Source organism: Pseudomonas inefficax (assembly GCF_900277125.1).
Taxonomy (GTDB): Bacteria; Pseudomonadota; Gammaproteobacteria; order Pseudomonadales; family Pseudomonadaceae; genus Aquipseudomonas; species Aquipseudomonas inefficax.
Genome location: NZ_OPYN01000200.1, coordinates 1 through 22314, shown reverse-complemented (window position 1 = coordinate 22314; position 22314 = coordinate 1). Strand labels below are relative to the sequence as shown.

The following is a 22314-nucleotide window of genomic DNA, read 5'->3' as shown; positions in this document are numbered from 1 at the left end:
TGTAGGAGCGGCCTTGTGTCGCGATAGGGCGCAAAGCGCCCCCGGCGTTCTCCCAGGAATGTTGTCTCAAGCCGGCTCCAACGCCTCGACCACCTTCCCACGGCTCAAGTGCACCACCTTGTCCGCCGTATCGAAGTACCGGTCATCATGCGAAATCACGATGATGGTCTTGCCCATGCGCTTCAGGTCCGGCAGCAGTTCGGTGTAGAACACCCGGCGGAAGGTCGGATCCTGGTCCGCCGCCCATTCGTCGAACACCAGCACCGGTCGGCCGTCCAGCCAGGCATTGACCAGTGCCAGGCGCTTGCGCTGGCCGGTCGACAGGTCGGTGGTGGTGAAGGCGCCATCGCGCACGCTCACCTTGTGGGCGATCTCCAGCCGTTCCAGGTAGCGCGTGGCATCGCTGGGCAGGCTGTGCTCGTGCTCAGGCAGGTCGTCGAACAGGTAATAGTCGGCGAACACCGTGGTGAACAGCTGGCGATAGTCATCCAGCCCCTCCGGGCCGACCGCCTTGCCGTTCAGGCGCACTTCGCCGCGTTGCGGGGTGTACAGGCCCAGCAGCAGCTTGATCAGCGAAGTCTTGCCGCAGCCGTTCTCGCCGACGATGAACAGGATCTCGCCCGGTTCGATGCTCAGGTTCACCGGCCCCACGCGGAACGGCTCGTTGCCGTCAACCGGCGGGTAGGCGTACTCGACGTCGTGAAGTTCCAGATGCGCGCTGGCCGGGGCGGCGCGTTTGACTGGCGGCTCCAGCAGCAGGTGCGGCTCGGGCGAGGAAAAGCGCTCGGACAGGTCGGCAATGCGGCGGAACGCCACTTGGGCGCGGCCGAGGATAGGCAGGTTGCCAATCAAGGTTTCCAGCGGGCCTTTCATGTACAGCAGCACCAGCACGAAGCCGCTCATCACCGCCGGGTCGTTGCTCGGCCATAGCGATTGCAGGGCCAGGGTCAGGCCGATGACCACGAAGAACAGCATCGACCCCAGGCTCTTGGCCGCGACGAAGATGTTGATGGCGCGGATATGGGTGTTGGCGATGAAGTCGGCGGTGCCCTGGATGTTGCGGGTCAGCATGGCGTGCCGGCGACGGCGGTCGATGCGCAGCTCCTTGGCGCCCTCGGCGATGGCCGAGTAGTGCTTCTGCAGGTTGTCCTCGGCATCGCGTGCGGCGTTGAAGCCGGCCACGCCTTTCTGCCTGGCCACGTACTGAATGCCACTGCCGATGCCGATGGCTGCCAGGGTGATGAGGAAGATCGGCCACGACAGCCAGGCCAGGTAGGCCATGCAGCCGGTCACGGTGGTGAGCGAGATGGCCAGCGGGGCGAAGGCGAAGGCAAAGTCGCTGATGGTGTCGACGTCGCGGGTCAGCACCGGGATCAGCCGGTGGGTGCGGTAGCGCTCGATCTGCTCGATCGGCGCCGACAGCACCTTGGCGCCGAGGTCCTTGCGCAATCGGGCGATGACTTTCTGCCCTACGTAGTTGGTGCCGCTGTCAGCCGCCACGCTGCTGACCAGGGCCAGCACGCACAGGCCGGCGAAGGCCAGGATCACGCCCTGGCTCATGCCATCAGCGGCATGCAGGCCTTGGTTGACTGTCGCCAGCAGGGCGGTCACGGCCAGGCCGCCAAGCATGCCCAGCAGCACCGAGACGATTACCGCCGGGCGGTAGGGTTTCAGCAGGCCCAGCAATTCGCGGATGGCCCCGGGGGAGGAGGTTTTCATGAAGCGTGATCTCGCTGGTGAGGTGGGGGCGGGTCAGCTGCCCAGGGTCAGGGAGCCTTTCATCAAGGTGCTGTGGAACGGGAACGAGCAATAGAAGCTGTACGCGGTACCTGCCTTCAGCGATCGGGTGTCGAGGCTGATACTGTCTGTTTCACCGCCGCCGATCAGGCGGGTGTGGGCGATTACCCGGGTGTCGCCGGGCTTCACGTAGTCCAGCGCTTCGCCGGCTTTCTGGCCGTCGTCGAGCACGCCTTGCATGTCGGCCTGGGTACTCAGCACCCAGTTGTGGCCCATCACGTTCTTCGGCATATCGCCAGGGTGGGTGAGCGTGACGGTGAACACGGCGCAGGCCTTGGGCACGGTGATGGCGGCCTTGTCGAAGGTCATCTGGTCGGTGCCATGGATTTCCACGGCGCATGGCTCTGCCGACCACGCGGCAGGGGCCACGGCGAGCAGGGCGAGGAGCAGAAGCTGGCGAGTCATGTACGGTTCCTGGGCGATAGAAGGGTGCACATCGTTCAGACGAACCGGGGCGCGCAGGCTTTACCTGTGTGTGCGGCCCGGGTGAATTTCCCCATCGCCCGCTCGTTCATTCAGGCAGGCGCCCATATGGCGCATATCCCGATTTCGCCGCCTATGCGGCCCAGGCCTGAGGTGACCGGACATGAGTGAACTGCTGAGCTTTGCGATCGAACCCCTGGACGCCGCGCGCGGCAACCTGCCGCTGCTGGTGCGCGCACCTGAGCCGGGTATCGACCTGCTGGAAGCCTTTGCCGAGTTGCAGCCGCTGGTGGACCGGCACCTGCCGCAGGCCGGCGGCATCTTGTTTCGCGGGTTTGAGGTAGGTGGCGCCGAAGCGTTCCGCCAGTTCGCTGCGTCCTTCGGCCACCCGCTGCTCAACTACGAGTTTGGCTCCACCCCGCGCAGCAACGTGACCAAGGGCGTTTATACCTCCACCGAGTACCCGGCGCACCAGAGCATCCCCCTGCACAACGAGCAGGCCTATACCCTGGAGTGGCCGATGAAGATCTGGTTCTACAGCGTGATCCCCGCCGAAACCGGTGGTGAGACGCCGATTGCCGACAGCCGCGAGGTATACCGGCGCATGCCGGCGCGCATTCGTGAGCGGCTGGTGGAGAAGGGGCTGATGTACGTGCGCAATTATGGCAACGGCCTTGATGTGGAGTGGTCGCAGGTGTTCAACACTGAAGACCCGCGCCAGGTCGAGGCCTATTGCCGGGCACATGCCATCGAGTGCATCTGGAAGGATGACGGCGAATTGCGCACCCGCCAGCGCTGCCAGGTGGTGGCGCGCCACCCGGTGACCGGGGATGACGTGTGGTTCAACCAGGCGCACCTGTTCCATGTGTCGAACCTGCAGCCAGAAGTGCGCGAGTCGTTGATGGACATCGTCGAGGAAGAAGACCTGCCGCGTAACGTGTACTACGGCGACGGTACGACCATCGAGGATTCGCTGCTCGATGAAGTGCGCGGGGTGCTGGATGAATGCACCATCAGCTTTCCGTGGCTGGCGAATGATGTGCTGATGCTGGACAACATGCTTGCGGCGCATGCCCGGTCGCCGTTTACCGGCAAGCGCAAGGTGGTGGTGGCGATGGCGCAGGGGTATAGCGAGGTGTTGGGCTGACAGGTGTATGCCTTTGGTTTTGCAGCGCCTGTGAGATCGAGCGCCGCCCGCGCGGCGCTTCGCAGCACAAGGCTGCTCCTACATCTGTTTCGGGCCAGTTATTCCTGCGATACAAGCACGCGGCCCCTTGGCGTTCACCTCGATATCGTGTCAGAAAACAAGGCGGTCGCGTGCACTGGCACAGGCGTTACTGGCCCGAAACAGATGTAGGAGCAGCCTTGTGCTGCGAAGCGCCGCGCGGGCGGCGCTCGATCTCACAGGCGCTGAACCTGTCATGGCGAACACCTGTCAGCCCTGACGCATTCTCAAGACTTGCCTCCTGCAACTTACAACAATCCCAGACTCTTCCTACGCCTCGGGACCGGCAACTCCACCCCCTGCGAAATACCCTACAACCGTCACTGACCGGTTTGATGGATGGCGATCAGCAGATGCTCTGGGCTTCGCATTACTTCGCAGCCATGGCCAAGGCGTTGTTGGATGATGCCTAGTTGGGGTTGATGCGCTGATCCTTGTATTGGCTGGGCTGACCCTTTCGCGGCTAAAGCCGCTTCCACAGGGATTGTGCATGTCACAGGCCATGCACGGCCCCTGTGGGAGCGGGTTTACCCGCGAACACCGGCGCAGCCGGTGCCAGCCACCGCGGCGCCTGCTTCGCGGGCACGCCCGCTCCCACGGGATAGCGTCCCGTCCTGGCTGGCGCCATTCCTGTAGCGGCTATGGCCTTGCTCATAGACCTTGAAACCTGCGCGGTCGGTGTGGGAGCTGGCTTGCCGGCGATCACCGGCGCAGCCGGTGCCATACACACTAAATCACCCCCCCACACCTTCGTCTGACAGTTACCGCTCGACTGCCAGGACACCGCTCGACATGAATGCCGACCAAACGCTCAAGCTCGCCCGCCGCTTCATCGAACTCAGCCCCGACAAGCGCCGCATGTTCCTCAAGGCGCTGCAGGGCGAGGGCATGGATTTTTCCGTGCTACCGATCGCGCCCGGGGTTGAGGTGGCCGAGCGTGACCAGTTGTCGTACGCGCAGCGGCGCATGTGGTTTCTCTGGCAACTCGACCCGCAAGGTGCGGCGTACAACCTGCCCATGGCCGTGCGCCTGAATGGCCCGCTGGACCTGGCCGCCCTGCAGCACGCCTTCGATGCCCTGGTGGCCCGCCACGAAACCCTGCGCACCCGCTTCGCCGCCGACGGCGATGACGTGCGCCAGCAGGTCGATGCCAGTGCCGCCCCGTTGCAGCTGCACCAGGATGCCCTGGCCGGCCTGGATGAAGGCGCCCGTCAGGCCGCCATCGAAACCATCGCCGAAGCCGAAGCCCTGGCCCCCTTCGACCTGGCCAGCGGCCCGCTGCTGCGTGTGCGCCTGCTGCAACTGGCCGCCCAGGAGCACATACTGCTGCTTACCCTGCACCACATCGTCGCCGACGGCTGGTCGATGAACGTGCTGATCGACGAATTCCTGCGCCTGTACGACGCCGCTGTGGCCGGCAGCGAAGCCCGCCTGGAACCGCTGCCGATCCAGTACCGCGACTACGCCCTGTGGCAGCGCAGCTGGCTCCAGGCCGGTGAGCAGGAGCGCCAGCTGGCCTACTGGCAGGCGCGCCTGGGCGACGACCATTCGCCGCTGGAATTGCCACTGGACCGCAGCCGCCAGGGCCGCCCCAGCTATCGCGGCGCGCGTCACGAGTTCACCATCGCCGCAGATGTCGCCGAACGCCTGCGCGGCCTGGCACGCAAGCACAACGTCACTCTGTTCATGGTTCTGCTGGCAGCCTTCAAACTGCTGCTGCAGCGCTACAGCGGCCAGTCGGCGATCCGTGTCGGCGTACCCATCGCCAACCGCAACCGCGGCGAAAGCCAAGGGCTGATCGGCTGCTTCATCAATACCCAGGTACTGCACACCGAAATCGACCCACTGCTGGATATTACCGGCCTGCTCCAGCGCGTGCGCGAAACCGCCGTGGGCGCGCAAAGCCACCAGGACCTGCCGTTCGAGCAACTGGTCGAAGCCCTGGACCTTCCGCGCAGCAGCGAGAGCCCGCTGTTCCGCGTACTGTTCAACCACCAGGCGCAGGTGGCGGATGTGCAGGCCATCGAGACCCGCTCCGGCCTGAGCCTGGCGCCGGTCACCCTGGCAAAGCACAGCGCCCGCTTCGACCTGGCGCTGGATACCCATGAGCGAGCGGGGGAGCTGCACGCGGCGTTCACCTATGCGACCGATGTGTTCGATGGGGCTACGGTCGAAGCCCTTGGCGAGCAGTGGCTGGCACTGGTACAGGCATTGGCCGACGAAGCGGGTGGGGCAGTCGGCGAGCTGCCATTGCCAGGCCTGGCTGCTGCCGTTGGCGCGCCTGCGCAGGCTGACGCAACGCTGCTGGTCCACCAGCGCTTTGCCGCCGCCGCCAGCCGTCACCCCGAGCGCACGGCGGTAATGGCTGCGGGCGAGCAGGCCAGCTTCGCCGAACTCGATGCCCGTGCTGAAGACATCGCCAGCCGATTGGTCGACGCCGGGGTGGGGCCGGACACACTGGTCGGCGTGCTGGCCGACCGCAGTGTCGGCATGCTCGCCAGTATCCTCGGCGTGCTCAAGGCCGGTGGCGCCTACCTGCCACTGGAGCCCGAGCAGCCGGCCGAACGCTTGGCCTACATGCTTGCCGACAGCGGTACGCGCCTGGTACTGGCGCCCGGTAACTGGCCGGCCGAACTGCCCGAGGGCGTGCAGCGCTGGGACTGGGTACAAACCGGCAACGGCAGCGCCGCCCGCATCGCCCCGGTGCCGGCCAGCCTGGCCTACGTGATCTACACCTCCGGCACCACCGGCCAGCCCAAGGGCGTGGCGATCAGCCACGGCGCCCTGGCCAACTACGTCGAAGGCATCGCTGCGCGTTTGCCGGTCGAGCGGATCCGCAGCATGGCCCAGGTCTCGACCCCGGCTGCCGACCTTGGCCACACCATGCTGTTCGGCGCCTTGTGCGGCGGCCACACCTTGCATTTGCTGCTGCGCGAGCAGGTGCTGGATGCCGAAGGCTTCGCCGCCTACCTGGCCGAACACCGGGTAGACGCGCTGAAGATCGTACCGTCGCACCTGGAGGCCATGTTGGTGGCAGGCCGCTCGGCGCTGCCGGCACACTGCCTGGTGCTCGGCGGCGAGGCCATCAGCCCGAACCTGCTGGGCAAGGTCCGCAACCTGGCCCCGGCGCTCAAGGTGTTCAACCACTATGGCCCGACCGAAACCACCGTCGGTGTGCTGGTCGCCGAACTGGACGAGCAGGCCAGCCTCGGCCAGCCGCTGGCCAACACCCGCGTCGCGGTGCTCGACCGCTGCCTGCAACCCTTGCCGGCCAAAGCCAAGGGCGAGCTGTACATCGGTGGCGCCGGCCTGGCCCGTGGCTACCTGAATCGCCCGGCACTCACCGCCGAGCGCTTCGTTCCCGACCCGAACGGCCACGGCCAGCGCCTGTACCGCAGCGGTGACTGGGTTCGCCAAGGCAGCGACCTGCAGTTCGCCGGGCGCATGGATGGCCAGGTGAAGATCCGTGGCTATCGCGTTGAACTTGCCGAAATCGAGAACCAGCTGCGTGCCCTGGGCGGTGTCGCCAATGCCCTGGTTCGCGTACATGGCCAGGCGCCGCAACTGCAACTGGCTGCCTGGCTGGTGCCCAGCCAGATGCCGGCCGATAGCCTGACCTGGCAGGAATCGATCCGCGCCAGCCTCAAGAGCCTGCTGCCCGAACACATGGTGCCGACCCACCTGATGGTGCTGGAACAGCTGCCGGTCACGGTCAACGGCAAGGTCGATGTCAAGGCGTTGCCGGAACCCGTCGCCACCCAGGTGGCCTATCAAGCGCCGCAGACTCCGCTGCAAACGCAGTTGGCACAGATCTGGGCGCAGGTCCTGCAAGTACCGCAGGTAGGCCTGGGCGACAACTTCTTTGCCCTTGGCGGCCATTCGCTACTGGCCACCCAGGCGGTATCGCGGATACGCAAGCAATTGGGCGTGGATATCCCGCTGCGCAGCCTGTTCGACACCGTCGACCTGCAGGCCTTTGCCCAGGCAGTGGCCGAAGGCGAGCAGGGCGAAGGCCTGGACATCGAGATCCTCGACCGCCAGCAACCACTGCCGGTGTCCCGCTCGCAGAACCGCCAGTGGCTGTTCTGGAAGCTCAACCCCGAAAGCCTGGCCTACAACACACCAATGGCCGTGCGCATGCAGGGCCACCTCGACCGCGCCGCCGTGCAGGCAGCGCTGGATGCCTTGGTGGCCCGCCACGAATCGTTGCGCACGGTGTTCGTCGAGGCCGATGGCTTGCCCTGGCAGCGTATCTTGCCGGCCGCCACGGTCCCGATCGGTTTCGAAGACATCAGCGGCCAGGACCACGCCGCACAAATGCGCAAGCTGCAAGCCGAGGCCTTCGTCCCGTTCGATCTGGAGCGCGGTCCGCTGCTGCGCGCCCGGCTGTTCAAGGTGCATGCGCAGGAGCACCTGCTGTCGCTGACCTTGCACCATATCGTCTCCGATGGCTGGTCGATGAGCCTGCTGGTACGCGAGTTCGCCGCTGCCTACAACGCCGCCGCCACAGGCCAGGCGCAAACCGTCGAGCCGCTGCCGGTGCAGTACGCCGACTTCGCCGACTGGCAGCGCAAGTGGCTGGCCGAGGGGCAGATGCAGGCGCAGATCGACTACTGGAAGGCCCGCCTGGAAGACGACTTCGAAGTGCTGGAACTGCCTGCCGACCGCATTCGCCCGCAGGTCAAAAGCTACCAGGGCAGCCGCTTCGACGTGCGCCTGCCCCAAGCCCTAACCGAGCGCCTGCGCGCCCTGGCGGTGGCATCCAACGCCACGCTGTTCCATGTGTTCCTGGCGGCCTATGCCATTGTGCTTGCGCGCTACAGCCGCAAGGACACGCTCAACATCGGCGTGCCGGTCACCAACCGCAACCGCCTGGAACTGGAAGGGCTGATCGGCTTCTTCATCAACGTGGTGGTGGCCCGTATCAGTGTCGATGGCAGCCAGCCTTTCCCGCAGTTGCTGGCGGCGATCAAGGAAACCACCTTGCAGGCCCAGGCCAACAAGGATGTGCCGTTCCTCGAGGTAGCCGAGGCGCTGTACCCAGACCGCAGCCAAGGTGTGAACCCGTTCTTCCAGGTGCTCTACAACCACCTGCGCGACCTTGGCGAGCAGGTGTCCAGTGATGCGTTGCACGGCCTGAAGGTCAAGGAAGTGGACCTGCTGGAGCCGGGCGCGCAGTACGACATCTCGCTCAATACCCTGGAGCGCGCCGATGGCGTGACTGCCTCGTTCAACTATTCCACCGACCTGTTCGATGCTGCACGTATCGAGCGCATGGCCGGGCATTGGCAAGCATTGCTGGAAGCCATCTGCGCCGAGCCACGGCGCTGCATTGCCGAGCTGGACTTCCTTGGCAGCGCCGAACGCCAGCAGCTGACCCACGGCTGGAACCCGGCGCCCCAGGCTGGCAGCGGCTTGTGCGCGCACCAGCTGCTGGCGCGCCAGGCCCACGAGCGGCCGGATGCGCTGGCGCTGATCTTCGACGACCAGCAGATGACCTACGCCGAACTGGACCGCAGCAGCAACCAGCTGGCCCACCGCTTGCGGGCGCTGGGCGTGGGCCCGGACTCGCTGGTCGGCGTGGCTGTCGAGCGCGGCCTGGGCATGGCCCTGGCGCTGGTCGCCATCCTCAAGGCGGGTGGTGCCTATGTGCCGCTGGACCCCGACTACCCGCAAGAACGCCTGGCCTATATGGTCGAGGACAGCAATATCGGCCTGCTGCTGGCCGATGCGCCCTCGCGGGAGCGCCTGCAACTGGGCAAGCAATTGCCCTGCGTGGTACTGGAACCGGGCACCGAGTGGCTGCAGGCGTGGCCCGCCGAGCCGCTGGCCAACCTGGCTGCACCGCACAACCTCGCCTATGTCATCTACACCTCCGGCTCCACCGGCATGCCCAAGGGCGTGGCCATCGACCACCATTCCTTGTCGCTGTTCTGCCAGGTGGCAGGCGACTATTCGCGCCTCACCCCGGGCGACCGCGTGCTGCAGTTCGCCACCATCAGCTTTGACGGCTTCATCGAGCAGTTCTTCCCGCCGCTGGCCCAGGGCGCCTGTGTGGTGCTGCGCGACCTGCGGCTGTGGGACACCGCCACGCTGCTGGACGAGATCAATCGTCACGGCGTGACCATTGCCGACCTGCCGGCAGCCTACTGGCGCCTGCTGGCGCTGGAGCGCCGAGCCCCCGAGGCCTATGGCCGGCTGAAGCAGATTCACGTGGGGGGAGAGGCGGTGCCGGAAGATGCCCTGCGCGCCTGGCTGGTCAATGGCCCGCCAGCCGTGCGCCTGCTGAACACCTACGGCCCGACCGAAGCCACTGTGGTAGCCACCACCTACGACTGCTCGCAGATGACCGTGGAGCAGGTCAGCCAGGGCGGGGTGCCGATCGGCCGTGCCTTGCCGGGGCGTACCTTGCATGCCCTGGACGATGGCCTGGCGCCGACGCCGGTGGGCGTGCCCGGCGAGCTGTTCATCGGCGGTGCAGGGTGCCTGGCGCGCGGTTATCACCAGCGGCCGTCACTCACCGCCGAGCGTTTCATCCCCGACCCGTTCGACCCGGTCGGCGGTGGCCGGCTGTACCGCACTGGCGACCTTGGCTGCTACGACGAAAACGGCCAGTTGGCCTATCGCGGCCGAGTCGACCACCAGGTGAAGGTGCGCGGTTTCCGTATCGAGCTGGGCGAGATCGAGCAGTACCTGCGCGCGCACCCTGATGTCCGCGAAGCCGCCGTGCTGGCCATCGACTTGCCCAGTGGCAAGCAGCTGTGCGCCTACGCGGTGCCGGCCGAAGGCTACCGCGGCGATCTGCGCCAGGCCCTTAAGCAGTACCTCAAGGCCAGCCTGCCTGACTACATGATTCCGGCCTACCTGGTGGCCCTGCCGAGCATGCCGCTGACCCCCAGCGGCAAACTCGATCGCAAGGCCCTGCCGCTGCCCGACCCGAACCAGCCACAACACGACTACCAGGCGCCGCAGACCGAGCGGCAGCAGCAGTTGGCGAACATCTGGGCGCAGTTGCTGAGCGTTGCCCGGGTCGGCCTGAACGACAACTTCTTCGAGCTGGGCGGCCACTCCTTGCTGGCTGCCCAGGCCGTGTCGCGGATCAACGTCGAACTGGGGCTGGACATACCCCTGCGGCTGATCTTCAGCCACCCCGAACTACGCGCGTTCGCCCAGGCGCTGGACGAGCAGGGCCTGTCGCTCTCCGACGACGGCCTGAGCGATATCGAACAAATGATGAATGCATTCACAGAGGCCTGACATGGAACTCACCGCCGCACAACGCATCGCCCAACGTTTCGTTGGCCTCCCCGTGGAGCAACGCCAGCAGATCCTGGAAAAGATGCAGGCCACCGGGCAGAGCTTCCGCCTGCTGCCCATCGTGCCTGCGCGCCAGGGCCTGGCGCGTATTCCGCTGTCGTACGCCCAGCAACGCCTGCTGTTTCTCTGGCAGCTGGAGCCCGACAGCCCGGCCTACAACGTGCCGATGGCAGTACGCCTGAAGGGCGCCCTGGACCAGGCGCTGCTGCAACAGGCGCTGGATGCGCTGGTGCAACGCCACGAGTCGCTGCGCACGCGCTTCGCCTCGGAGGAGGGTGAGTTCTACCAGGAAATCCTCGAACACTGCCCGCTGGCGCTGGGGATGCTCGACGCTGCCGCCGATGAGGCAGCGCTGAGCGTGGCCGTGGATGCCGCCCTCAAGCAGCCTTTCGACCTGCTGACCGGCCCGCTGCTGCGGGTGACCCTGCTGCGCGTGGCCGCCGATCACCACGTGCTCGCGCTGAGCATGCACCACATCATCTCCGATGGCTGGTCAAGCGATGTGCTGGTGCGGGAATTCATCCAGCTGTACAGCGCCCTGGCCGAAGGCCGGCAGGCCGAGTTGCCGGCGCTGCCGATCCAGTACGCCGACTACGCCATCTGGCAGCGCGCCTGGCTCGAAGCTGGTGAAGCGCAGCGCCAGTTGGCCTATTGGCAGGCCCAGCTGGGCGACGAGCAGCCGGTGCTGAGCCTGCCGCTGGACTTCGAGCGCCCGGCCACGCCCAGCCAGCGTGGCGCGGTGGTGCGCGTGGACATCGGTACCGAACAGGCCGAGGCCCTGCGCAGCCAGGCGCGCAAGGGTGGCCACACGTTGTTCGTGCTGGTACTGGCGGCCATGGCGGTGGTGCTGTCGCGCTACAGCGGCCAGGCCGACATCCGCATCGGCGCCCCGAACGCAGGGCGCAACCGCAAGGAGCTGGAAGGCCTGATCGGCTTTTTCATCAACACCCAGGTGCTGCGCGTACAGGTAGACGAGCGCGCCACCTTTGCCGCGCTACTGGAGCAGGTAAAGGATGTGATCGGCGGCGCCCAATCGCATCAGGAACTGCCGTTCGAGCACCTGGTCGATGCCTTGCTGCCCGAGCGCAACCTGGCCCATAACCCGCTGTTCCAGTTCAAGATCAACCAGCACGTGGCCGCCAGCGATGCGGGGCGCAAGCGCCTGGGCGCGCTGGAGGTGGAAGGCTTTGCCCGTGACGGCGGCGATGCCCGCTTCGACCTGGCGTTCGACTTCTCCGACAAGGCCGACGGCATCGAAGGCTACTTCACCTACGCCACCGACCTGTTCGAGCAGGCCACCATCGAACGCATGGCCGCTTCGCTGCGCCAGCTGCTGGATGCGCTGGTCCGTGACCCGCAGCAGGCGATCGTCGACAGCCCGCAAGTGGCGACGCTGCTACCGGCGACCACGCAGGCCTACCCGCATGGTGACTTCCTCGCCCTGTGGCGCCAGGCAATGGCGCAAGGCCAGGCACACGGTGGTGTGCGTGCCGGTGACCGGTTCATGACCCAGGCCGGGCTGGAGGCGGCGTCCAACCGCTTGGCCAACTACCTGCGCCAGCGCGGCGTCGGCGCCGGCAACATCGTTGCCCTGTGCCTGCCGCGCTCCATCGAGTGGGTCAGCGCCTTGCTCGCAGTGCTCAAGACCGGCGCCGCCTACCTGCCGCTGGATACCCAGCAACCGCAGGAGCGCCTGCAACAACTGATTGCCGACAGTGGCGCCGCTGTCCTACTGCATGCGCCGGACGACCACCGCTTCGCACGCCTGGACAGCGTGCAGCTTATTGCCTGCGATCACACCGCCTGGGCAACCTGCAGCGACAGCCCGGTCGAGGTGGCCATCGCCGCCGAACAACCGGCCTATCTGATCTACACCTCGGGCTCGACCGGTCAGTCGAAAGGCGTGGTGGTCAGCCACGGGGCGTTGGCCAGCTACACCCAGGCGGTGCTGGAGCGCCTGCAACTGCCGGCCGCAGCGAGCATGGCGATGGTCTCCACCACCGCAGCCGACCTGGGCCACACCGTGCTGTTCGGTGCCCTGGCCTCGGGCCGCCTGCTGCACCTGCTGCCACAGGAACTGGCGTTCGACCCCGATGGCTTCGCCAGCTACATGGCGCAGCATCAGGTCGGCGTGCTCAAGCTGGTGCCGAGCCACCTGCAAGGCTTGCTGCAAGCAGCCCGCGCCGCCGATGTGCTGCCCGCCGAGGCACTGATCCTGGGCGGTGAGGCATGCAGCTGGAGCCTGTTGGAAAAAATTCGCGAACTGCGCCCGGCCTGCCGGGTCATCAACCATTACGGCCCGACCGAAACCACAGTCGGCGTGCTCACATTCGAGCCGGGGCAGCCACAGCCAGGCTGCCGCACGGTGCCAGTCGGGCGCCCGCTGGGCAACGCCTGCGCCCAGGTGCTGGATGGCTTCCTCAACCCGTTGGCCACGCGGGTGCCCGGTGAGCTTTACCTGGGCGGGCAAGGCGTCGCCCAGGGCTACCTGGGCCAGCCGGCTTTGACCGCCGAACGTTTCGTGCCGACCGAGGGTGGTGCCCGCTTGTACCGCACCGGCGACCGCGCGCGGCTGACGGCCGATGGCCTGGTCGAGTTCATCGGCCGTGCCGACGACCAGGTGAAGATCCGTGGCTATCGTGTGGAGCCAGGTGAAGTCGGCCGGGTGCTGGCCGGCCTGCCCGGTGTCAGCGAGGCCGTGGTACAGGCCTTGCCACTGGAGGGCGATGCCGAGCGCTTGCAGCTGGTGGCCTACGGGGTGGCCGACCCGGGCGTGACCGTGCAGCAACTGCAGGCGCAATTGCAGGCACGCCTGCCGGACTACATGGTGCCAGCGCAAATACTGCTGCTGGAGCGCCTGCCACTGACCGCCAACGGCAAGCTCGACAAGCGCGCCTTGCCGGCACCAGGCGCGGTCAGCCGTGGCCATGTGGCGCCGCAAGGTGATATCGAGGAAAAGCTGGCTGCGGTGTGGGCCGATGTGCTCAAGCTGGAGCAGGTTGGCAGCACCGACAATTTCTTCGAACTGGGCGGCGACTCGATCCTCAGCCTGCAGATCATCGCCCGGGCCAAACGCCAGGGCATCAGGATCACCCCCAAGCAGTTGTTCGAACAACAGACCATCGCCCAGCTGGCCCAGGTAGCCAAGCGCATCGAGGCCAGGCAAGCGGTTGCGGCCGCAGCCGCCGATACCGCCACCAGCGGCGAGGTGGCGTTGCTGCCGGCCCAGGCGCGCTTCTTCGAGATGGAGATCGCCCAGCCGGCGCATTGGAACCAATCGGTACTGCTCAAGCCGGCCAGCCCGGTGCAGGTGCAACATCTGGAGGCAGCCCTGCGCGCCGTGGTCGAGCAGCACGATGCCCTGCGCCTGCGCTTCAGCCGTGGCGAAAGCCAGTGGCAGGCACGCTTCCAGCCCCTGGACAATGCACCACTGCTGCGCCAGCGCAGCCTGGCCGCGCTGAATGAACTGGATGCCGCCAGCAACCAGGTGCAGGCCAGCCTGAACCTGGAGCACGGGCCGTTGCTGCGCGCCGAACTGTTCGACTTCGCCGATGGCCAGCAGCGCCTGCTGCTGGTGGTCCATCACCTGGTGGTCGACGGCGTATCGTGGCGGGTGTTGCTGGAAGACCTGCAAGCGGCCTACCGGCAACTGCTGGGCGGCCAGGTCGTGAGCCTGCCCGCCAAGACCACCTCGGTGAAGAACTGGGCCGAGCGCCTGGCCAGCCATGCCGGCAGCCCGACGCTGCAAGCACAGCGCGACTACTGGTTGCAGGCGCTGGCCGGCGACTCCGGCGAACTGCCGCGGGACAACCCGCAGGGCAGCCTGGCCAACACCCATGCGCGTACCGCCGCCACACGGCTGGATGCCGAGCGCACCGCCAAGCTGCTGAAACAGGCCCCGGCGGCCTACCGCACGCAGATCAACGACCTGCTGCTGACCGCGCTAGCGCGCACCCTGTGCCAGTGGAGCGCACAGGGCAACGTGCAGGTACTGCTCGAGGGCCATGGCCGCGAAGACCTGTTCGACGACCTCGACCTCAGCCGTACCGTGGGCTGGTTCACCAGCCTGTTCCCGGTGCGCCTCGCACCCGGCCAGGACCTGGGTCAGTCGATCAAGGCGATCAAGGAGCAACTGCGCGGCGTGCCGGACAAAGGCCTCGGCTACGGCCTGCTGCGTTACTTCGGTGATGCCGAAGTGCGTGACCGGCTCGAGCGCGCCACCCAGGCTCGTGTCACCTTCAACTACCTGGGTCAGTTCGATGCCAGCTTCGATGCCGAGGCCGGTGCCCTGTTCACTCCGAGCGGGGAAAGCGCAGGCCGTACCCAATGTGCCGGCGCACGGCTGGGCAACTGGCTGAGCATCACCGGCCAGGTGTACGGCGGCGAGCTGTTCCTGGAGTGGACCTACAGCGCCGACGTTCATCATCCGGCCACCATCGAAAAGCTGGCCCAGGCCTACGAGGAGGCCTTGGCAGAGCTGGTCGAGCACTGCTGCGATGCCCGGCACCAAGGCGTGACGCCGTCGGACTTCTCGCTGGCCGCGCTGACCCAGGCGCAACTGGACAGCCTGCCGCTGGAGCCCGGCCAGATCGCCGATGTATACCCGCTGTCACCCATGCAGCAAGGGATGTTGTTCCACACTCTTTACGACCAGCAGGCCGGTAACTACATCAACCAGCTGCGCGTGGATGTGGAGGGGCTGGATGTGCAGCGTTTCCACCAAGCCTGGCAGGCCACACTTGATGCCCACGACATCCTGCGCAGCGGTTTTATCCTGCAAGGCGAGCTGGAGCAGGCCGTACAGGTGGTTCGCAAGTCCGTCGAACTGCCATGCAGCGAGCATGACTGGCGTGGCCAGCCGGCGCTGGAGCAGGCATTGCAGGCCTTGGCCGAGGGTGAGCGCCAGCGCGGTTTCGACCTTGCTGCTGCGCCGCTGCTGCGCCTGGTTCTGGTACGCACTGGCGATGCTCGCCACCACCTGATCTACACCAACCACCACATCCTCATGGACGGCTGGAGCACCTCGCGCCTGTTGGGCGAAGTGCTGCAGCGTTACGCCGGCCTGGTGCCGCAGGCCCAGGCCACGCACTATCGCGACTACATCGCCTGGTTGCAGGGCCAGGACGCAGCCGTTGCCGAAGCCTTCTGGAAAGCCCAGCTTGCGGCCTTGGACGAGCCGACCCGTCTGGTTCAGGCCATCGCCGGCAGCGCAGGCGCGGGCGGTAGCGGCCATGGCGACCACCGCGTGGCCTTCGACCCTGAGCAGACCGCCCGTATCGAAGCCTTCGCCCGGGCCAACCGGGTCACGGTCAACACCCTGGTGCAATCGGCCTGGCTGCTGCTGTTGCAGCGCTGCACCGGTCAGGCCAGCGTGTGCTTCGGCGCCACTGTCGCTGGCCGCCCGGCAGACCTGCCGGGGGTAGAGGAACAGATCGGCCTGTTCATCAATACCCTGCCAGTGATCGGCACCCCGCGTGCCGAGCAAACCGTGGCCGAGTGGATCGGCCAGGTGCAGGCCGGCAACCTGGCCGTGCGCGAATTCGAGCACACCCCGCTGTACGATGTGCAGCGCTGGGCGGGGCAGGGCGGTGACGCCTTGTTCGACAGCATCCTGGTGTTCGAGAACTACCCGGTGGCCGAGGCGCTGCAACAGGGCGCGCCCGCTGGCCTGCGCTTCGGCGACGTGGCCGTGCAGGAACAGACCAACTACCCGCTGACCCTGGTGGTGGAGCTGGGCACGACGCTGTCGATGCAGTACAGCCACGACCGTGCGTTGTGGAGCGACGATACCATTGGCCGGCTGGCTGGCTACTTTGCCAACCTGCTGCAGGCGCTGGTGGAGAATGCTGACGCGATGATTGGCGAGCTGCCAATGTTGGGGCTGGCAGAACAGCAACAGATGGTCGAAGGCTGGAACGAAACCCACGCGGCGTACCCGGACGAGCGCAGCGTCCACCAGCTGATCGAAGCCCAGGTGTTCGCCACCCCGGATGCACCGGCACTGGCCTTTGGCGAGCAGACCCTGAGCTATGCCGAGCTCAACCACCGTAGCAACCAGCTGGCGCACAAGCTGCGCGAGCAGGGCGTGGGCCCGGATGTGCTGGTGGGCATCGCCATGGAGCGCAGCCTGGAGATGGTCGTCGGTTTGCTGGGTATTTTGAAGGCCGGTGGCGCCTATGTGCCACTGGACCCGGAGTACCCCCAGGACCGCCTCAGCTACATGTTCGAGGACAGCGGCATCGCCTTGCTGCTGACCCAGTCGCACCTGCACGAAGCCCTGCCGATCCCGGCCGGCCTGCGCAGCCTGGACCTGGATATGGTGGACCTGAGCGGCTACAGCGATGCCAACCCGAACATCGACGTGGCCCCGCTGAACCTCGCCTACGTGATCTACACCTCCGGCTCCACCGGTCGCCCGAAGGGCGCTGGCAACAGCCATCAGGCGCTGGTCAACCGGCTGTTCTGGATGCAGAAGGCCTACGGCCTGGACGCCAGCGACAGCGTGCTGCAGAAAACCCCGTTCAGCTTCGACGTGTCGGTGTGGGAGTTCTTCTGGCCGCTGCTGACCGGGGCGCGCCTGGTCATGGCCCAGCCGGGTGCGCACCGCGACCCGCGGCTGCTGGTGGAAACCATCAACCAGCATGGCATCAGCACGCTGCACTTCGTACCGTCGATGCTGCAGGCGTTCATGACCCACGAAGCGGTCGAAAGCTGCGTCAGTCTCAAGCGCGTGGTGTGCAGCGGCGAAGCGTTGCCGGCCGAACTGGCCCGCCAGACCCTGCAACGCCTGCCTGCGGCGGGCCTGTACAACCTGTATGGCCCGACCGAAGCGGCGATCGACGTGACCCACTGGACCTGCCAGCCGGACGAAAGCATCAGCGTGCCGATCGGCCAGCCGATCGACAACCTCAAGACCCACATCCTCGAAGGCAGCCTGCAACCGGCGGTGCGCGGCAGTGCCGGCGAGCTGTACCTCGGTGGCGTGGGCCTGGCGCGTGGTTACCACCAGCGCCCGGCGCTGACCGCCGAACGCTTCGTGCCGGACCCGTTCAGCGACAACGGCGGGCGCCTGTACCGCACCGGTGACCTGGCGCGCTACCGCGCCGATGGCGTGATCGACTACGCCGGACGCATCGACCACCAGGTGAAGATTCGCGGCCTGCGCATCGAACTGGGCGAGATCGAGGCACGCTTGCTGGAACTGCCGAGTGTGCAGGAGGCCGTGGTGCTGGCCCAGGACGGACCAAGCGGCAAGCAGCTGGTGGGCTATGTGGTGCCTGCCGACAGCACGCAAGACGAAGGCGCCTTGCGCGACAGCCTGCGCGAGGCGCTCAAGGCTGGTTTGCCGGACTACATGGTGCCGGCGCACCTGCTGCTGCTCGGCAAGCTGCCAGTAACGCCGAACGGCAAGCTGGACCGCAAGGCCCTGCCGCAGCCGGATGCCAGCCAGTCGCAGGGCGAGTACATCGCCCCGCAGAGCGAGCTGGAACAGCAGATTGCGGCGATCTGGGCGGACGTGCTGAAGCTGGAGAGGGTCGGCCTGGGTGACAACTTCTTCGAGCTTGGCGGGCACTCGTTGCTGGCCACCTCGGTGATCGTGCGCATCCGCGAGCAGGCGGGGGTAGTGGCCGAATTGAAAGAACTCTTCGAGTTCCCGGTGCTGGCTGACTTCAGTCGTCAGCTGGAGGCCAGGACGCCCTTGGTCGATTCCACCCAGGACCAGCTGGCCAGATCCCTGGCGCTGCTCGATAGCCTGAGCATGGAAGAGCTCGATGAACTGATTTCCTGAGGCCGTGATGTGATCCGTGCATGTGGGTAAACCCTTTCCCACAGGTACGGTGCATTCCTTCAGCTGGTGGGGGCCCTGTGGGAGCGGGCATGCCCGCGAAGCAAGCGACGCGGTGGATGGCACCGGCTACGCCGGTGTTCGCGGGTGAACCCGCTCCCACAGGGTATGGCACGTTCCGTCGGCTGGTGGGGTCGCTGTGGGAGCGGGCATGCCCGCGAAGCAGGCGACGCGATGGATGGCACCGGCTGCGCCGGTGTTCGCGGGCGCGCCCGCTCCCACAGGTATGGCGCATTCCGTCAGCTGGCGGGGGCTCTGTGGGAGCGGGCATGCCCGCGAAGCAGGCGACGCGGTGGATGGCACCGGCTGCGCCGGTGTTCGCGGGTGAACCCGCTCCCACAGGGTATGGCACGTTCCGTCGGCTGGTGGGGTTCCTGTGGGAGCGGGCATGCCCGCGAAGCAGGCGACGCGGTGGATGGCACCGGCTGCGCCGGTGTTCGCGGGTGAACCCGCTCCCACAGGTACGGTGCATTCCTTCAGCTGGTGGGGACCCTGTGGGAGCGGGTTCACCCGCGAAGCAGGCGACGCGGTGGATGGCACCGGCTACGCCGGTGTTCGCGGATGAACCCTTTCCCACAGGTACAGCGCATTCCGTCGGCTGGTGGGGTCGCTGTGGGAGCGGGCATGCCCGCGAAGCAGGCGACGCGGTGGATGGCACCGGCTGCGCCGGTGTTCGCGGGCGCGCCCGCTTCCACAGGTATGGCGCACTCCTTCAGCTGACGAGGTTCCTGTGGGAGCGGGTTCACCCGCGAAGCAGGCGATGCGGTGGAGCGCAGGTCTCAGGCTCACGCTGTACCCGCACCGGGCGCTGCCTCACCCGAATTCCATCTAAATCCATGCCACCACTCAACCGTCTAACTACGGAGGAAATTGATGAGCTGATTTCTTAGGAGATTCCCTGTGCAAGAGCTGCTCGATACAGTCGTATCGTTGTCCACCCAAAAACGTAAGGCGTTGGCAGCCTTGCTCAAGAAACAAGGCGTGAACCTGTATGGTGTCACGCCGATCTTCCCGAGGGATCCTGTAGAACCGGTGCTGCTTTCCTACGCCCAGCAGCGCTTGTGGATACTGTCGCAACTGGGCGAGGTGGGCAGTGCGTACAACCTCTCGTCCGTCTTGCGTTTCAACGGCCACCTGGATACCCAAGCCCTGCAGCGCAGCTTCGAGGCCCTGATCGAGCGCCACGAAACGCTGCGGACCACCTTCCGACTGGAAGGGGAGCAGGCGGTTCAGGTGATCCACCCACATGTCCATTTCGAACTGCCCGTTGAAGTGCTGGCGCAGGCCGATGACAGCCACCTGCGTCAGTGCGTGGAGGCCGAAGCCCACCAGCCTTTCGACCTGCAACAGGGCCCGCTGCTGCGTGTGCGCCTGTTGCGCCTGGCAGCAGACGAACATGTGCTGGTGCTGACCCTGCACCACATCGTCTCCGACGGCTGGTCAATGCCGGTGATGGTCAACGAGCTGGTGCAGCTCTACCACGGCCACAGCCAGGGGCAACCCGTGGAGTTGCCGGCGCTGCCGGTGCAGTACGCCGATTACGCCACCTGGCAGCGCAACTGGATGGAGGCCGGCGAGCAGGAAAAGCAACTGGCCTACTGGACCGCGCAACTGGGGGAAGAGCAGCCCGTGCTGGAGCTGCCCGCCGACCGCCCGCGGCCCGCCGTGAGCAGCCATCAGGGCGCACGGGTAAAGGTCGCTCTGGACCAGCAACTGGCCGAGGCACTCAAGCAGCTGGCCCAGCAGCAGGGCGTGACGCCGTTCATGCTGTTGCTGGCCAGCTTCCAGGCGCTGCTGCACCGCTACAGCGGCCAGCCAGACATCCGCGTCGGCGTACCGGTTGCCAACCGCAACCGGGTTGAGGTCGAGCGCCTGATCGGCTTTTTCGTCAACACCCAGGTGTTACGGGCCGAGTTCGACCTGCAGATGACTTTCATTGACCTGCTGCAGCAGGTGAAGCAACGCGCATTGGGTGCCCAGGCCCATCAGGACCTGCCGTTCGAGCAGTTGGTCGAGGCCTTGCAGGTCGAGCGCAACCTGGCCCACAGCCCGCTGTTCCAGGTGATGTACAACCACCAGACCCAGGCCAAGGGCGAGCGCCATAGCCTGCAAGGGCTGCAGATGGAAGAACTGGCCTGGGACAACCACACCGCCAAGTTCGACCTGACACTGGATACCTTTGAGCACGAGCAGGGCATTGGCGCGACACTGACCTACGCCACCGACCTGTTCGACGCTGCGACCATCGAGGGCATGGCCCGGCATTGGTTGAACCTGCTGCAGGGGATCGTATGCGAACCCGGGCAGCGGGTTGCCGACCTGCCGCTGCTGGACGAGCCTGAGCGGCGCATCATCGTGCGCGACTGGAACGCCACCGAAGCGGACTTCCCGGCAGAGCACAGCATCCACCAGCTGATCGAAGCCCAGGTGTTCGCCACCCCGGATGCACCGGCGCTGGCCTTTGGCGAGCAGACCCTGAGCTATGCCGAGCTCAATCGCCGTAGCAACCAGCTGGCGCACAAGCTGCGCGAGCAGGGCGTGGGCCCGGACATGCTGGTGGGCATCGCCATGGAGCGCAGCCTGGAGATGGTCGTCGGCTTGCTGGGTATTTTGAAGGCCGGTGGCGCCTATGTGCCGCTGGACCCGGAATACCCACAGGAGCGTTTGAGCTACATGTTCGAGGACAGCGGCATCGCCTTGCTGCTGACCCAATCGCACCTGCGCGAAACCCTGCCGATCACGGCCGGCCTGCGCAGCCTGGACCTGGATATGGTGGACCTGAGCGGCTACAGCGACGCCAACCCGAACATCGACGTGGCCCCGCTGAACCTTGCCTACGTGATCTACACCTCTGGTTCCACTGGTCGCCCGAAAGGCGCTGGCAACAGCCATCAGGCGCTGGTCAACCGCCTGTGCTGGATGCAGAAGGCCTACGGCCTGGACACCAGCGACAGCGTGCTGCAGAAAACCCCGTTCAGCTTCGACGTGTCGGTGTGGGAGTTCTTCTGGCCGCTGATGACCGGGGCGCGGCTGGTCATGGCCCAGCCCGGGGCGCACCGCGACCCGCAGCTGCTGGTGGAAACCATCAACCAGCATGGCATCAGCACGCTGCACTTCGTACCGTCGATGCTGCAAGCGTTCATGGCCCACGAAGCGGTCGAAAGCTGCGTCAGCCTCAAGCGCGTGGTGTGCAGCGGCGAAGCGTTGCCGGCCGAACTGGCCCGCCAGACCCTGCAGCGCCTGCCGGCGGCGGGCCTGTACAACCTGTACGGCCCGACCGAAGCGGCGATCGACGTCACCCACTGGACCTGCCAGCCGGACGAAAGCATCAGCGTGCCGATCGGCCAGCCGATCGACAACCTCAAGACCCATATCCTCGAAGGCAGCCTGCAACCGGCGGTGCGCGGCAGTGCCGGCGAGCTGTACCTCGGTGGTGTCGGCCTGGCGCGTGGTTACCACCAACGCCCGGCGCTGACCGCCGAACGCTTCGTGCCGGACCCGTTCAGCGACAACGGCGGGCGCCTGTACCGCACCGGTGACCTGGCGCGCTACCGCTCCGATGGCGTGATCGACTACTCCGGGCGCATCGACCGCCAGGTGAAGATTCGCGGCCTGCGCATCTAACTGGGCGAGATCGAGGCACGCTTGCTGGAATTGCCGACTGTGCAGGAGGCCGTGGTGCTGGCCCAGGACGGACCAAGCGGCA

5 protein-coding genes and 2 pseudogenes are annotated in these 22314 nt (G+C 66.4%); 5 read left to right on the top strand and 2 right to left on the bottom strand.

What is annotated here, in order from left to right; all coding sequences use genetic code 11:
• Nucleotides 1–66 precede the first annotated feature (66 nt).
• Both JV551A3_RS24040 and azu read right to left on the bottom strand, forming a co-directional pair.
• Nucleotides 67–1719 carry a cyclic peptide export ABC transporter gene (locus tag JV551A3_RS24040; RefSeq protein WP_112254177.1) on the bottom strand — a complete coding sequence of 551 codons (1653 nt, stop codon included), beginning with the start codon at nucleotides 1717–1719 and terminating at the stop codon, nucleotides 67–69.
• A 33-nt stretch (nucleotides 1720–1752) separates the two neighbouring features.
• Nucleotides 1753–2202, bottom strand: coding sequence for an azurin (gene azu, locus JV551A3_RS24035; RefSeq protein WP_133974670.1), 450 nt, complete (start codon nucleotides 2200–2202; stop codon nucleotides 1753–1755).
• Between the two features lie 181 nt (nucleotides 2203–2383).
• On the opposite strand from azu, the gene JV551A3_RS24030 reads away from it, so the two are divergent.
• The 5 genes and pseudogenes from JV551A3_RS24030 to JV551A3_RS24005 all read left to right on the top strand — a co-directional run.
• The gene (locus JV551A3_RS24030) at nucleotides 2384–3367 is read left to right on the top strand and encodes a TauD/TfdA family dioxygenase (RefSeq protein ID WP_133979191.1); all 984 of its coding nucleotides are present in this window, start codon (nucleotides 2384–2386) and stop codon (nucleotides 3365–3367) included.
• A 398-nt stretch (nucleotides 3368–3765) separates the two neighbouring features.
• A pseudogene (locus JV551A3_RS31135) lies at nucleotides 3766–3858 on the top strand (DUF3077 domain-containing protein); the annotation flags it as partial.
• Between the two features lie 379 nt (nucleotides 3859–4237).
• Entirely contained in the window at nucleotides 4238–10702 is a 6465-nt protein-coding gene (locus tag JV551A3_RS24020) for a non-ribosomal peptide synthetase (RefSeq protein ID WP_133974664.1), read from the top strand.
• A gap of 1 nt (nucleotide 10703) precedes the next feature.
• Complete coding sequence (locus JV551A3_RS24015) at nucleotides 10704–18551, top strand: non-ribosomal peptide synthetase (protein ID WP_133979189.1); 7848 nt, start codon at nucleotides 10704–10706, stop codon at nucleotides 18549–18551.
• A gap of 957 nt (nucleotides 18552–19508) precedes the next feature.
• Nucleotides 19509–22314, top strand: a pseudogene (locus tag JV551A3_RS24005) (amino acid adenylation domain-containing protein); the annotation flags it as partial.

What these genes read in the sequence shown, in the direction of transcription:
- azu (WP_133974670.1), bottom strand. Translation starts at nt 2,202, where the DNA reads ATGACTCGCCAGCTTCTGCTCCTCGCCCTGCTCGCCGTGGCCCCTGCC.
- JV551A3_RS24015 (WP_133979189.1), top strand. Translation starts at nt 10,704, where the DNA reads ATGGAACTCACCGCCGCACAACGCATCGCCCAACGTTTCGTTGGCCTC.
- JV551A3_RS24030 (WP_133979191.1), top strand. Translation starts at nt 2,384, where the DNA reads ATGAGTGAACTGCTGAGCTTTGCGATCGAACCCCTGGACGCCGCGCGC.
- JV551A3_RS24040 (WP_112254177.1), bottom strand. Translation starts at nt 1,719, where the DNA reads ATGAAAACCTCCTCCCCCGGGGCCATCCGCGAATTGCTGGGCCTGCTG.
- JV551A3_RS24020 (WP_133974664.1), top strand. Translation starts at nt 4,238, where the DNA reads ATGAATGCCGACCAAACGCTCAAGCTCGCCCGCCGCTTCATCGAACTC.